Source organism: Pseudoponticoccus marisrubri (assembly GCF_001482405.1).
GTDB lineage: Bacteria > Pseudomonadota > Alphaproteobacteria > Rhodobacterales > Rhodobacteraceae > Pseudoponticoccus > Pseudoponticoccus marisrubri.
In genome coordinates, this window is sequence record NZ_LPXO01000009.1 from 1 (window position 1) to 14,122 (window position 14,122).

General features: G+C 68.4%; 13 protein-coding genes. 1 reads left to right on the forward strand and 12 read right to left on the reverse strand.

What is annotated here, in order from left to right; genetic code table 11:
• The 8 genes from AVJ23_RS14365 to AVJ23_RS14400 all read right to left on the reverse strand — a co-directional run.
• Window positions 1-185, reverse strand: a 185-nt coding sequence (locus AVJ23_RS14365) for an FCD domain-containing protein (protein ID WP_240484657.1), incomplete at its 3' end; no start/stop codon positions are given.
• Between the two features lie 517 nt (window positions 186-702).
• On the reverse strand, window positions 703-1,455 hold the full coding sequence (locus AVJ23_RS14370) for an ABC transporter ATP-binding protein (protein ID WP_058862905.1): 753 nt from the start codon (window positions 1,453-1,455) through the stop codon (window positions 703-705).
• Window positions 1,452-2,318, reverse strand: coding sequence for an ABC transporter ATP-binding protein (locus AVJ23_RS14375; protein WP_058862906.1), 867 nt, complete (start codon window positions 2,316-2,318; stop codon window positions 1,452-1,454). The genes AVJ23_RS14370 and AVJ23_RS14375 overlap by 4 nt, the downstream gene beginning before the upstream one ends.
• Window positions 2,315-3,229, reverse strand: a complete 915-nt coding sequence (locus AVJ23_RS14380) for an ABC transporter permease (protein WP_058862907.1) — start codon at window positions 3,227-3,229, stop codon at window positions 2,315-2,317. The genes AVJ23_RS14375 and AVJ23_RS14380 overlap by 4 nt, the downstream gene beginning before the upstream one ends.
• Window positions 3,226-4,287: an ABC transporter permease gene (locus AVJ23_RS14385; protein WP_058862908.1), complete on the reverse strand. Its 1,062-nt coding sequence runs from the start codon at window positions 4,285-4,287 to the stop codon at window positions 3,226-3,228. The genes AVJ23_RS14380 and AVJ23_RS14385 overlap by 4 nt, the downstream gene beginning before the upstream one ends.
• Entirely contained in the window at window positions 4,288-5,883 is a 1,596-nt protein-coding gene (locus AVJ23_RS14390) for an ABC transporter substrate-binding protein (protein ID WP_058862909.1), read from the reverse strand.
• A 20-nt stretch (window positions 5,884-5,903) separates the two neighbouring features.
• A complete protein-coding gene (locus AVJ23_RS14395) occupies window positions 5,904-6,956 on the reverse strand; it encodes a dipeptidase (RefSeq protein WP_058862910.1) in 1,053 nt (350 codons plus the stop codon).
• On the reverse strand, window positions 6,953-7,420 hold the full coding sequence (locus tag AVJ23_RS14400; RefSeq protein WP_058862911.1) for a GNAT family N-acetyltransferase: 468 nt from the start codon (window positions 7,418-7,420) through the stop codon (window positions 6,953-6,955). The genes AVJ23_RS14395 and AVJ23_RS14400 overlap by 4 nt, the downstream gene beginning before the upstream one ends.
• A 168-nt stretch (window positions 7,421-7,588) precedes the next feature.
• Here AVJ23_RS14400 and AVJ23_RS14405 point away from each other — a divergent pair, with 168 nt between their 5' ends.
• On the forward strand, window positions 7,589-9,643 hold the full coding sequence (locus tag AVJ23_RS14405) for a DEAD/DEAH box helicase (RefSeq protein WP_058862912.1): 2,055 nt from the start codon (window positions 7,589-7,591) through the stop codon (window positions 9,641-9,643).
• A 6-nt stretch (window positions 9,644-9,649) separates the two neighbouring features.
• On the opposite strand, the gene AVJ23_RS14410 is transcribed toward AVJ23_RS14405, so the two are convergent.
• The 4 genes from AVJ23_RS14410 to pepT all read right to left on the reverse strand — a co-directional run bounded on the left by AVJ23_RS14410 (window position 9,650) and on the right by pepT (window position 14,122).
• Window positions 9,650-11,140 carry a tripartite tricarboxylate transporter permease gene (locus AVJ23_RS14410; RefSeq protein ID WP_058862913.1) on the reverse strand — a complete coding sequence of 497 codons (1,491 nt, stop codon included), beginning with the start codon at window positions 11,138-11,140 and terminating at the stop codon, window positions 9,650-9,652.
• The gene (locus tag AVJ23_RS14415; protein ID WP_058862914.1) at window positions 11,137-11,613 is read right to left on the reverse strand and encodes a tripartite tricarboxylate transporter TctB family protein; all 477 of its coding nucleotides are present in this window, start codon (window positions 11,611-11,613) and stop codon (window positions 11,137-11,139) included. The genes AVJ23_RS14410 and AVJ23_RS14415 overlap by 4 nt, the downstream gene beginning before the upstream one ends.
• A 57-nt stretch (window positions 11,614-11,670) precedes the next feature.
• A complete protein-coding gene (locus tag AVJ23_RS14420) occupies window positions 11,671-12,663 on the reverse strand; it encodes a tripartite tricarboxylate transporter substrate binding protein (protein ID WP_058862915.1) in 993 nt (330 codons plus the stop codon).
• A gap of 208 nt (window positions 12,664-12,871) precedes the next feature.
• Window positions 12,872-14,122 (reverse strand): peptidase T, encoded by a 1,251-nt coding sequence (pepT, locus tag AVJ23_RS14425; RefSeq protein WP_240484659.1) that lies wholly within the window; start codon window positions 14,120-14,122, stop codon window positions 12,872-12,874.

Below are 14,122 nucleotides of genomic sequence, written 5' to 3' on the forward strand. Positions count from 1 at the left end.
AGGCAGGTCTCGGCGGCGTCGGGGTCGCGCATCAGGATCGCCTCGAAGATCGCCGCATGCGCCTCGTAATTGGCGCGGTTGCGGTCGGGCAGGCGCGGCATGCGCGACCATTGCGGCGCCAGCCACGTGGTATAGGCGCGGTGGATCGCCGGCAGGACCGGGTTGCTCGGGATGTCGTAGAGCACGCCGTGAAAGGCGTTGTCGGTGCCGCAAAATTCTGCGACAGGTCCATTCAACACTGACCACCCGATGGGGTCGGTTCACAGGCCAAGGTCTCGCACCCGCACATTTGTCGGCGAGAGGAGATCATGGGGCGCTTTACGTCTCAGGCTCTGGGGCAGCGGGTCCTCTCGGGATAGGGTCAGAACGCCACCAAGTTCCGGCCTAAGCGCTATCGCTTCTCCGCGGGAACATAGAACCATGGGAGGCTCGACGAGTTTGCCCCTTTGAACCGAGGATAACGCGGATCTGGCCGCCACAAAGCCTTGATGGAGGTTCGTGGCGGGCAGGGTCAAGCAAACACGTTCGGTCGAAGGGGCCTTTGTCTTGGCGCTGATCAGCGGGTGGCGCGTGCAGGGGGGCGACCCTTTGCGACTGATCCGGCAACTTGCGCGATCGCGCGAGGGGGGCGCGTCGTTGTTGTCCGTGGACGATGCGGAGCAGGGGCGCTGGCCCATGCGGACTGAAGCGATGCGCCGGCGATCAGCGGATCGAATTGATGGAGCTTTCCAGCAGGTGGCGGGTGTAGGGGGCTTCGGCCTGCTGGCGGCGCATGGCCTCGACGCTCAGCACCTCGACGAAGCGGCCTTCCTGCATGACGCCGATGCGCTCGCAGAGATGGCCGACCACGCCGAGGTCGTGGGAGACCATGACATAGGTCAGCTTGTGCTCCTGGCGCAGGTCGGTGAGCAGGTTCAGGATCTCGGCCTGCACCGAGACGTCCAGCGCCGAGGTCGGCTCGTCCAGCAGCACGATGGCCGGGTCGCAGGCGAGGGCGCGGGCGATGGCGACACGCTGGCGCTGGCCGCCCGAGAGCTGGTGCGGGTAGCGGAATCGGAAGCCTGGCCCCAGCCCCACATCGTCCAGCAGCCGGCCGATGCGCGTGTCGATGTCGCGCACGCCGTGCAGCTGCATCGCCTCGGACAGCACGCGGTCGACCGTGTGGCGCGGGTGCAGCGAGGCATAGGGGTCCTGAAAGACCATCTGCACCTTGCGATAGAAGCTCTTGCTGCGCTTGGGGCCCAGCGTCTCGCCGGCGACGGTCATCTGCCCCGACCAGGTGGGCACCAGACCGGCGATGGCGCGCAGGATGGTGGACTTTCCCGACCCGCTCTCGCCCACCAGTCCGAAGCTCTCGCCGTCGGCGACCTCGAAGCTGACATCGCGGACGGCATCGGCGCGATCGGCCCCATGGCCGAACCAGACGGTCAGGTTGCGGATGTCGATGGCGCTCATTGGCGGGCACTCACGGAAGGGGCCTCGCGCCAGGCGGGGTCGCGTTGCAGCACCTCCAGCCGGTCACGGGGATGTTCGAGATCGGGCACCGAGTTCAGCAGGCCCAGCGTGTAGGGATGGCGGGCGTGGCGCAGTTCGCTGGCCTTGCAGGTCTCGACGATGCGGCCGGCATACATGATGACGATCCGGTCGCAGAACTTGGCCACGAGGTTCAGGTCATGGCTGATGAACATCAGCCCCATGCCACGCTCGCGCACCAGCTTGTCCATGATGTCGAGCACCTGCAGCTGGACCGAGACGTCCAGCGCGCTGGTCGGCTCGTCCGCGATCAGGATCTCGGGGTCGGGCAGCAGCATCATGGCGATCATGATGCGCTGGCCCATGCCGCCCGAGACCTCGTGCGGGTAGAGGTTCAGCACCCGTTCGGGATCGCGGATCGCCACCTCGTCAAGGGTGGCCAGCGCGCGCTTACGGGCCTCGGCGCGCGAGACGGGCTCATGCGCGCGCAGCGCCTCGACCAGCTGCTGGCCAACGGTCATCACCGGGTTCAGCGAGAACTTGGGATCCTGCATGATCATCGAGACGCGCCCGCCGCGCAGCTGGCGCATGCGCTTTTCCGAGGCGGTCAGCACGTCCTCGCCATGGATCTGCAGCCGGTCGGCCTCGATCTCGCCGGGCGGTCGGATCAGGCGGAGGACGGCGCGGCCGGTCATCGACTTGCCCGAGCCGCTTTCGCCCACGATGCCCAGCCTCTCGCGGCCCAGCGTGAAGGAGATGCCGCGCACCGCGTCGAACACGCCGGTGCGGGTCTGGAAGCGCACCCAGAGGTTCTCGACATCCAGAAGCGGGGCGTCGTCGGTCATGACTGTCCTTCCTTGGGGTCCAGCACGTCGCGCAAGCCATCGCCCAGCAGGTTGAAGGCGAGGCTGATCGAGAAGATCGCGATGCCGGGAATGGTGGCCACCCACCAGCTGTCGAGGATGTACTTGCGCCCCTCCGAGATCATGGCGCCCCATTCCGGGCTGGGCGGCTGCGCGCCGAGGCCCAGAAAGCCCAGCCCCGCCGCGGTCAGGATGATGCCGGCCATGTCCAGCGTGACGCGGATCACGAGGCTGGAGATGCAGAGCGGCCAGATATGCTGGGTGACGATGCGCAGCGGGCCCGCACCCTGCAGGCGGATGGCGTGGATGTAGTCGGAATTGCGGATGGTCAGCGTCTCGGCCCGGGCGATGCGGGCATAGGGCGGCCAGGCGGTGAGCGAGATCGCCAGCACCGCGTTCTCGATCCCGGCCCCCAGCGCGGCAACGAAGGCCAGCGCAAGGATCAGACGCGGGAAGGCCAGGAAGATGTCGGTCATCCGCATCAGCAGCACGTCGATCCAGCCGCCGGCATAGCCCGCCACGGTGCCCACGATCAGCCCCACGACCGGGGCCACCATGACCACCAGCGCGACGATGTAGATCGAGATGCGCGCGCCGTAGAGCAGGCGGGAATAGATGTCGCGGCCCAAGCTGTCGGTGCCCAGCAGGTGCCCGCCCTCGCCCGGGGCCAGCAGGCGCTGGCCCAGGTCCTGGGCGAAGGGATCATGCGTGGCCAGGAGCGGCGCGAAGATCGCCGCCAGCAGCAGCACCACCAGCACCATAAGGCCCAGCATGGCCAGCGTGTTGGACCGCAAGGTCAGCCAGCCCTTGTACCACGCGGCCATGCGGGCCTGCCGCCGCGAGGTGGGCTCTTCGGTCAGTAGCCAGGCGCGCAGCCCCTGCGATGTGCTCATTTGGCCCTCGGGTCGAAGAAGCGGTAGAGAAGGTCGGAGAAAATGTTGATCCCCACGAAGATGGTGCCGATCACGATGGTGCCGCCCAGGACCGAGTTCATGTCATTGGCCAGAAGCGAGGTCGTGATGTAGCTGCCCAGCCCCGGCCAGGCGAAGATGATCTCGGTCAGGACCGACCCTTCGAGCAGGTTGGCATAGGCCAGCGCGATCACCGTCACCAGCTGGATGCGGATGTTGCGGAAGGCATGGCCCCAGATCACGTGCCGCTCGCTCAGCCCCTTGACCCGTGCGGTGGTCACGTATTCCGAGTTCAGCTGCTCCAGCATGAAGGACCGGGTCATTCGGCTGATATAGGCCAGGCTGTAATAGCCCAGCAGCGCGGCCGGCAGGATGATGTGCGAGAAGGCGTTGCGGAAGACGGTCCATTCGCCGCGCAGCGCGGCGTCGACAAGGATCATGCCGGTGATCGGCTCGACGATGCCCTGGTAGAAGATGCCCAGCCGCCCGGGCCCGGCCACCCAGCCAAGGATTCCGTAGAAGATCAGAAGGCCCACGAGGCCCAGCCAGAAGATCGGCATGGAATACCCGATCAGCCCGACGAAACGGGCAACCTGGTCGATCCAGCTGCCGCGGCGCACCGCGGCCAGCACGCCCAGCGGCACGCCCAGGATGACGCCGATCAGCGTGCCCAGTGTGGCCAGCTCCAGCGTGGCGGGGAAGACCCGCGCGATATCGGTGGTGACCTCCTGCCCGGTGCGGATCGACTTGCCGAACTCGCCCTGCAGCACGTCGCCCACGTAGATGCCGAACTGCACCAGCAGCGGCTGGTCGAGCCCCAGCTCGCGGAAGGTGGCGTCGTATTGTTCCTGTGTCGCGCGTTCGCCGATCACGGCGAGCACGGGGTCGATCGGCATCACGCGGCCGATCATGAAGGTCACGAAGAGCAGCCCCAGCAGCGTGGCGGCGACCGTCGCGACCGTGGCCAGCGATTTCCGGGCCCACAAGGGGACGGGCGGCCCAAGCCGCCCGCCCGTCTGATTGGCGTTCTGATCCGCCATTTACTTGGTGATGACCCAGTAGGAGACCGCGGTCGTGGCGCCGCCGGCGACGAAGTTCTCGACGCTGGCGCCCATGCCGTTCTGCTCGATCTGCTGGAACATGATGCCGAACGGGCTGACCTGCTGATGCTCGCGCTGCAGCTCGATATACATCTCGCGGCGCGCATCGGTGTCGTTCTCGACCACGGCGGCCAGGGTCTCCTCGCTCATCTCGGGGATGTCCCAGGCGTTGCGCCAGGCCAGCAGGCCGGTGGCGCCGGCCTCGTCGCTGTTGTCGGGATTGAAGGCGAAGGTGCCCGCGTTGGTGTTGGGGTCGGGATAGTCCGGACCCCAGGCGCCGAGATAGATGTCATGCTCGCGCGCGCGGTAGCGGTCCAGCGTCTGCGCGCCGGTGCCCACGATCAGCTCGATCTCGCAGCCCAGCTGGCCCCAGGTGTTCTGCAGCGACTGCGCGATGTCCAGACGCTCCTGCGCGTCGCGCACCGAGATCTTGATCGGCCCGCAATCGGGGTGATCGGACTCGGCCAGCGCGGCCTTGGCGGCCTCCATGTCGAAGGTGAAAGGCGTCTCGTCCAGCGCGCCGAGGAAGGTGCGCGGCAGGAAGGCCTGGTGGACCGTGTACTGGCCCTTCAGGAACGAGCCCGACATGCCCTCGTAATCGGTGGCCAGCTTCAGCGCCTCGATCACCTTGGGATCGGCCAGCATCTCCTTCTTCTGGTTGGCGGCGAAATACATCAGCCGGCCGCGCAGCTCGTCCACGATCTTGACGCCTTCGACGCCTTCCAGGCCGGCCACGTCCTCGGGCGAGAGGTTGCGCGCCACGTCGATGTCGCCGCGCTCAAGCTGCAGGCGCTGGGTGGCGCTTTCCTGGATGTGCTGCACGATCACCCGCTGCATCGCCGGCTCGTCACCGTGATAGTTGGGGTTGAGATCCATCAGCACGCTTTCGCTGGGCTTCCAGTCCACCACCTTGTAGGGGCCCGAGCCGGCGGTGTTGGTGCGCAGCCAGGCGTTGCCCATGTCGCCGTCGACCTCATTGGCCATGACGGTTTCCATGTCGACGATGCCGCCGATCGTGGCGGTCAGGCAGTTCAGCACGAAGGACAGCGCGTAGGGCTTGTCCAACGTCAGCACCAGCGTCTTGTCATCGGTGGCGACGATGGTCTCTTCGACATTTTCGGGGGTGAAGCCGAACTGGGTCAGGATGAAGGAGGGTGTCTTGTTCAGCTGCACCGCGCGGCGCAGCGAGAATTCCGCGTCCTTGGCCGTCACCGGGTTGCCCGAGGCAAAGGTGTGCCCCTCGGCCATGGTGAAGGTGATGGTCATCCCGTCTTCCGAGATCTCCCAGCTTTCGGCCAGCTGCGGCTGGTAGCCCGCCTCGAGGTCGAGCGGGTCGAAATTGACCAGCTTCTCGTAGACGTTGCGGCTGACATCGGCGCCGGCAAACTCGAAGCTCTCGGCCGGGTCGAAGGTCTTGATGTCGTCGATCCGGTTGGCGATCACCAGCATGTTGGGCGGCGTGTCGGCCTGTACGGGCGCGGTGGCCCCCATGATCATGGTTGCGGCGACGGCGGCCGCGACAAAACAGTTTTTCATAACTTAACTCCCTGTTTTCATTATAGTTCGCCCCACGTTTTCCGCAGGACGCGCATCCAGTTGCCATGCGTGATCCGGGCCATCAGCCCGTCATCCACGCCATGCGACCGCAGTGCCTCGATCAGGTTGGGAAGGCCGGCACAGTCCCCGATGCCCGCAGGCACAAGCGCCCCGTCGAAATCGGAGCCGAGGCCGACCCGGTCCTCGCCCAGCCGTTGGACCAGATGGTCAAAATGTCGTAGCATGATGTCAAGACCAAACTCGGCATCCATGCGCCCGTCGGGCCGCAGGAAGGCGCTGGCGAAGTTGATGCCCACCATTCCATCACTGTCGCGGATCATGTCCAGCTGCCGGTCGGTCAGGTTGCGCGCATGCGGGCAGACCGCCCAGGCGTTGGAATGGGTGGCGACCAGCGGCGCGTCGCTGATCGCGGCCACGTCCTCCATGCCCGCCGCATTCAGATGCGACAGGTCCACCATGATCTTCAGCCGGTTGCATTCGCGGATCAGCGCGCGGCCGGCCTCGGTCAGCCCCGGGCCGATATCGGGGTCGGACGGGTAGCGGAAGGGCACGCCATGGCCCCAGACGGTCGGCCGGCTCCAGACCGGCCCGAGCGAGCGCAGCCCGCGCGCGTGCCAGTCATGCAGCCGGGCAAACTCGCGGTCGACACCCTCGGCGCCTTCGATGTGCGCCACGGCGGCCATCCGGGGGCCGGGCAGGGCGGTCTCGATCTCGGCCACGCTGCGGCAGAGTTGCACGGCACCCGCCGCCTCCAGCGCCTCGAGCGCGTCGAACCCCCGCCCTGTCCAGTCGGCGGCCATCGCCTCGTCCACCGGCGCGGGCAGGGGGATGTCGTAGGGCGGGTGCTTCATCTCGTCGTGGCGCAGGTCCTTGTCGTCCGGGCTGGGCACGAAGATCGCGAACATGCCGCCGCCAAACCCGCCCTTCTGCGCGCGGGGCGCGTCGATATGGCCGTCATGCAGCCCCTTGGCCACGCCATCGGCCGAGACGTCGCCGCGCAGCAGCCGCAGGACAAGGTCGTTATGGCCGTCGAAGACGGGAAAGGCGGTCATGGTGTCTCCAGTGTCATCTTGTAGCCCAGATGCGTCGCCTCGAAGCCCGCACGCTCGTAGAAGCGATGCGCTGCCGGGCGCGACCGGTCTGAGGTCAGCTGCACCAGCGCGCAGCCGCGCCGGCGCGCCTCGGCCAAGGCCCAGTCCAGCAGGAGCTGGCCCAGCCCATGGCCGCGCAGGTCCGAGGCCACGCGCATGGATTCGATCTGTGCCCGCCACGCGCCGTGCCGCGACAGGCCGGGCAGGAAGGACAGCAGCAGCGTGGCGACCGCCCGGCCGTCCTGCTCGCCCACCAGAAGCATGTGGTTGGGATCGGCGTCGATCACCGCAAAGGCGGACTGGTAGGCCGGGTCGGGCGTGCCCGCCTCGCGCGTGCGGCCAAGGTCGTCATCGGCGTATAGCGCGATCAGCGCGGGCAGATCCTCGGTCCGGGCGGGGCGGATGGACAGGGCAGGGGCGGTCATGCGCCGACTGTTGGACAAACTCGCGCGGGCTGCAATGCCTTTCGTGGCACCTGACTCGACGTGCAAAGGCAAGTTCATGGTGTACTTTCACCGCGCCGGCCGCTATGTGCGCCTTTTCCTCGAATCCGGCTTGCGCCCGATTCCCCGACAACGCCCGGAGCCGATGTCATGATACCCCCCCTCGCTGCGGCGCTTGCCGACCGCGGTTTCGACACGCTGACGGCCGTGCAGGAGGCCGTCACCGATCCCGCCCTGCAGGAGGCCGACCTGCTGGTCTCGGCGCAGACCGGTTCGGGCAAGACGGTGGGCTTCGGTCTGGCCATCGCGCCGACCCTGCTGGGAACCGAAGAGCGCTTCGGCCCCGCCGCCGCGCCGCTGGCGCTGGTCGTGGCCCCCACGCGCGAGCTGGCCTTCCAGGTCATGCAGGAGCTGCGCTGGCTCTATGCCGGGACCGGTGCGCAGGTCACAGCCTGCGTCGGCGGCATGGATATTCGGCAGGAACGCCGCGCCTTGGAGCGGGGCACGCATATCGTCGTGGGCACGCCCGGGCGGCTCTGCGACCACATCCGGCGCGAGGCGCTGGATCTCGGCGAAGTGCGGGCCGTGGTGCTGGACGAGGCAGACGAGATGCTTGACCTCGGCTTCCGCGAGGACCTGGAGTTCATCCTCGCCTCGGCGCCCGAGACGCGGCGCACGCTGCTGTTCTCCGCCACCGTCTCTCCGATGATCGCGCGGCTGGCCGAGCAGTTCCAGCGCGACGCGCGGCGGATCAACACGATCGGCGCCGGCCAGCAACATGCCGATATCGCCTACAGCGCGCTGCGCGTGGCCCATGGCGACAGCGATCATGCGATCTTCAACCTGCTGCGCTACCATGCCGGCGAAAGCGCCATCGTCTTCGCCAATACCCGCGCGCAGGTCACCCATCTGGCCGCGCGGCTGAGCAATCGCGGCCTGGCGGTGGTGTCGCTCTCGGGCGAGCTGAGCCAGTCCGAGCGCGGGCAGGCCTTGCAGGCCATGCGTGACGGGCGGGCGCGGATCTGCGTGGCCACCGATGTGGCGGCGCGCGGCATCGACCTGCCGAATCTCAACCTGGTGATCCATGCCGATCTGCCCTCCAACACCGAAAGCCTGCTGCACCGCTCGGGCCGCACCGGCCGGGCCGGGCGCAAGGGCATGTCGGCGCTGATCGTGCCGCCCAAGGCGGTGAAAAAGGCCGAGCGCCTGCTGAAATGGGCCAAGATCCGGGCCGAATGGACCGTCCCGCCCTCGGCCGACGACATCCTGCGGCAGGACGAGGCGCGGCTGTTGGACGATCCGCAATGGCAGGAGGCGCCCTCCGAGACCGAGCAGGCGCTGGCTGCAAGGCTGCTGGAGGCGCACGGGGCCGAGGCGGTCGCCGCCGCGCTGGTCCGCCTGCATCTCGCCCGCGAGGGCGCGCCCGAAGAGCTGCAAAGCCCCGACCAGCCGGTCAAGCGCGCCCCGCGCGAATTCGGGCCCAGCCGCTGGGTTGCCCTGTCGGTGGGCCGCGACAAGCGGGCCGAGCCGCGCTGGCTGCTGCCCATGCTGCTGCGCGCCGGCAACCTCGACAAAACGGCGATCGGCGCGATCCGGGTGCAGGACAGCGAGACCTTCGTCGAGATCGCAGAGCCCGCCTTTGACGGGTTCCTTGCCGCGCTCGGCCCCGAGGGCGCGCTGGACGAGGGGATCGCCGCGCGCGCACTGGACGGCGTGCCCCAGACCGGCCCGCGCCCCCGCGGTCCGGCCGGGCCCGAGGGCAAGGGGCCGCGCAAGCCCTTCAGACCCGCGACCGCCGCACCGGACGATGCCGCACCGCGCCCCAAGCCCAAGCCGTTCAGAGCCGACCGCATCGACGGCGACGGACCACGTCCGAAGGCCAAGCCCTACAAGGCCGACCGGCCGACCGGTGATGACACGCGCCCGCGGGGCAAACCCTACAAGGGCGACCGCGTCGACGGGGACGGCCCCCGCCCGAAGTCCAAGCCCTACAAGGCCGACCGGTCGACCGGTGACGACACGCGCCCGCGGGGCAAGCCTTACAAGGCCAAGCCGACCGACGGCGACGGCGCGCGGGGCAAGCCCTACAAGGGCAAGCCGGCGAAACCCGGCAAGCCGCGCGCCGAGCGTCCCGGGACCGCGGGCAAGGGCAAGCGGACCGCGGGGCAGGGCGGCGACGCCCCACCGCGCCGCCCGCGCTCCTGAGCGGGCTCAGCGCCGGCGGCGGTTGCGGATCACCGGCAACTGCGAGATCAGCATGGCCAGCAGCGCCGCGCTCAGCACAGCCGAGATCGGATGGCTGACAAGGTCGTAGAGGAAGCGGCCCACATCCTGCTGCGCGGCGATCATCGCGCGGCGGTAGTTGGAATCGATCATCGGGCCCAGGATCACGCCGAGGATGATCGGCCCCACCTGGAAGCCGTAGCGCTTGAGCAGGTAGCCCGCCACGCCGAATCCCAGCGCCCAGGTGATGTGCACCGGGTTGTTCTGGATCGCGTAGGCGCCCACCGCCGACAGCACCACGATCAGCGGGATCAGGATGGCGCGCGGGCATTCGACCACCTTGGTGAAGACCCGGATCCCGGTCAGCCCGAAGACCAGCAGGAACAGGTTGGCCAGAGTCAGGTTGCCGACGATGAACCAGAACAGGTGCGGCGTGTCCGACAGCAACAGCGGGCCGGGCTTCAGCCCGTGGATGTAGAGCGCGCCGATGATGATGGCGGTCACCGCGTCGCCGGGGATGCCCAGCGTCAGCATGGGCACGAAGGCGCCGCCCACCGCGGCATTGTTGGCCGCCTCGGGCGCGATCAGCCCCTCCTTGGCGCCTTCGCCAAAGGGCACCTCGGGGTCGCGGGTGCTGCGCTTGGCCTGGTCATAGGCCAGCAGCGCCGCGATATCGCCGCCGGTGCCGGGCAGGGCGCCGATCAACGTGCCCAGCCCCGAGGATTTCAGCGCCAGCGCGAGATAGCGCCGCACATCCGCCCAGGCGGGCACGATGCGCGAGACCGCCTGTTTCACCGGCGTGGCGGCCACATGCTCCAGCTGGACCAGCGCCTCGGCCACGCCGAAGAAGCCGATCATCGCCACGACGAAGGGCACGCCCCCCATCAGGTTGATCGAGCCATAGGTGAAGCGCGTCTCGGCGGTCATCGGGTCCAGCCCGACCATGCCGATCATCACCCCCAGCGCGCCGGCAAAGGCGCCCTTGGCAAAGCTCTCGCCCGACAGGGTGCCGACCAGCAGGATGCCGATGATGCCCAGCAGCATGTATTCGCGCGAGGTGAACTTGATCGCGAATTGCGCAATCAACGGTGCGGCGAGGGCCAGCGCCAGCACGCCCAGCAACCCGCCCATCACCGACATCACGGTGGAGAGCGCGATGGCCTCGCCGGCCTGTCCTTTCTGCGCCAGCGGGTAGCCGTCCAGCGCGGTGGCGATGGCGCTTGGCGCGCCGGGAATGTTCAGCAGGATCGCGGTGCGCGCGCCGCCATAGACGCCGCCCACATAGACCCCCGCGATCAGCGCCAGCGCGGCGTTGACCTCCCACTTGAAGGTGAAGGAGATCAGGATCGAGGCCGCCATGGTCACCGACAGGCCCGGGATGGCGCCCACGTAGATGCCCGCCAGCGTCCCCAGCGCAGTCAGCCCCAGCAGGTAGGGATCCACCCAGGAGGTGGCGAAATAGCCCAGCGTCTCGATCATGACCACAGGCTCCCGCCCGGCAGGACGACCTTGAAGACCATCCGGAACAGCACGTGGATCGCGCCCACCGAGGCCAGCGCCAGCACCAGCGCGACCAGCGGCCCGCGCGTCCACAGCATCCAGATCGCCACGAAGAGCAGCCCGCCCGAGGCCACGAGGAAGCCCAGCAGCGGGATCGCCGCGCCATAGGCTGCGACCAGCGCCGCAAACAGCACCACGCGCAACGGGAACAGGTAGGCGACCAGGCCGCGCAGGCCGCGCGTCTCGGCCTGCGGGCGGCGCAGCGTGTCCGACAGGATGACCAGCGCGGTCACCACCATCACGCCCGAGGCAAGCATCGGCATCACGCCCCCCGTGGTCAGCCCCTCGAACCCCGAGATCGCATGCGATTGGTGGAACGCGAAGCCGGCAAAGAGCACGAGAAGCAGGGCGAACAGCCGTTCACCGGGGCGCAGCGGGGCAGGGGAGGGCATGGGGGAAATCTTCGGGGTTGGCCCGCCCGCTTCTGGCGCGGGCAGGCCGGTGTCATGTCAGGGGCGTTCGATGCCCAGCTCCTCGGGGCTGACCTTGGCGGCGCCGGTATCCTGCAGCGCCCAGGTTGTGACCTGCTGCCACTTGGCCAGGAAATCCACGGCCTCCTGCCCGGTCATGTTCATCACCACGTTGCCGCGGTTGGCCATCAGGTCCAGAAAGGTCTCGTCCTCGGCGGCGGTCGCGAAGGCGTCGGTCAGGGTCTGCTTGACGTCATCGGGCACGTCGGCGCGCACGAAGACGCCGTAGAACGGCCCCCAGGGCAGGAAGCGCGCCATCTCGGGCAGGGTGTCGGTGATCGCGGGCACGTCGGGCAGCGTGTCCACCGGCTCGGGGTTGACCACGGCCAGCGCGCGCATCGTGCCGGCCTTGACCTGCTCGGCCGCGGCCGAAATGCCGGTGGGCATGAAATCGACCTCGCCGCCCAGCATGGCGGTCAGGCCCGGGCCCTCGCCGTCGAAGGGGATCGCGGTCACGTCGAACTCGGTGGCGTTCGAGATCAGCGCCCCGATGGTCGAGGGCAGGCCGCCCGGCCCGGTCGAGCCCATCTTGACTGCGCCCGGGTTCGCCTGGATGGCGTCCAGCAGGTCGGACAGGGTCTGGTACTCGCTCTCGGCCGGCACCGCGATCACGGCCACGCCGCGGCCGAGGATGTTGATCGGGTACATGTCGCCGTAATCGATGTCCGACACGCCCATCACGCCGTGCAGCTGCGGGTTCTCGGCGCCGTAGAGGAAGGTATAGCCATCCGCCGGCGCGGCATTGACGAAGGCGGTCGAGATCGCGCCCGCGCCGCCGGACTTGTTGAGCACCACGATCTGCGTGCCAAGCGCCTCTTCGGCGGCGGGGTTGATCGCGCGCGCCACCGTGTCGGTCGCGCCGCCGGCACCCCACATGACCACGCCCAGCACCTCGCGCTCGGGATATTCGGCCAGTGCCGGCGCCGCCGACAGCGCCAGCGCCGCGACGGCCAGCTTGATGGATTTCAGCATCTTGTCCTCCCAGGGGCCTTGCCGGCCTCGTTTCCGTTGATGGCGCCAGAATTTACAATTCGCCCGACAGGGTCAACGCCCGTTTTGTGCCCCGGCTGCGGACGGTGCGTTAATTGAATTACCATAATGTTGATTCTCGGAGTCAGTACCATCGTCGCGCCCCTCAAAGGCTCCGGCGTCGTCACGGACGACGCCGGGCCCTTTCACGTCAGTCGGCGGATCCCGCCGCGTCCAAGATGGCCAGGCAGACCTGGGTGGCGGCGGTCATGTCCTGGACCGAGATCCATTCCAGCGGGCCGTGGATCTCCTGCATGCCGGTGAACAGGTTCGGCGTGGGCAGGCCCAGTTCGGTCAGGCGCGATCCGTCGGTCCCGCCGCGCAGCGGCTCCGAGCGCGCCTCAATCCCCAGCCCCGCCATCGCGTCGCGCGCCAGTGTCACCGGGGTCATGTCGCTGTCCAGCGCGTAGCGCATGTTGCGGTACTGCTTGCGGATCTCGCAGGTGATGCGGGCGCGCGGCTCGGTCGCCTGCACGGCGTCGCAGACGGCGCGCACGATGCGGCCCTTCTCCTCCAGCCCGTCCATCTCGAAATCGCGCAGGATCAGCGAGATCTTCATCTCGGCCGCGTTGCCGCTCATCTCGGTGGCGTGGATGAAGCCCTCGTGCCCCTCGGTCAGCTCGGGCGTCATGCCGCCCTGCGGCAGCGTCGTCATGATCCGCGAGGCCAGCGTGATGGCGCTGACCAGCTTGCCCTTGGCCTTGCCCGGATGGACCGAGACGCCGGTCACGGTGATCTCGGCAGCATCGGCCGAGAAGCTGTCATAATCGATGCGCCCGATCTCGCCCCCGTCCAGCGTATAGCCGAAATCGGCGCCAAGATCGCCCGGCAGGTCGGGATGCACGCCGCGGCCGATCTCTTCATCCGGGGTGAAGGCGATGCGCAGCGGCGGGTGCGACAGGTCCGGCGTTTCCAGCAGGTGGCGCAGGACGGTCATGATGATCGCCACGCCCGCCTTGTCATCGGCGCCCAGCAGCGTGGTGCCCGAGGCGGTGATGATGTCGTCACCCGCCTTGGTGCCCAGGTAAGCGTTGTGGGCGGGCGACAGCACCAGGTCGGGCGCGTCGGGAAAGCGGATCTCGCCCCCGTCGTAATTGCGTAGGACGCGCGGCTTGACGCCCGAGGCGGCGAATTGCTCGGTCGTGTCGACATGGGCCAGCAGCGCGATGGTCGGGCCGGGCACGGTGCCCGGCACGCCGGCCAGAACCGTGCCGTAGCCGGTCAGGGTCACGTCCGCCGCACCCATCGCGGTCAGCTCCTCGACCAGCAGGTTGAGCATGTCGAACTGGACATCGGTGCTGGGCGTCGTGTCGGAGCCGGAATCGCTCTGGCTGTCGATGGCGGTGTAACGCAGCAGGCGCTCTTCAAGCTCGGCGGACAGGCGGGCGGGATCGGTGGTCAC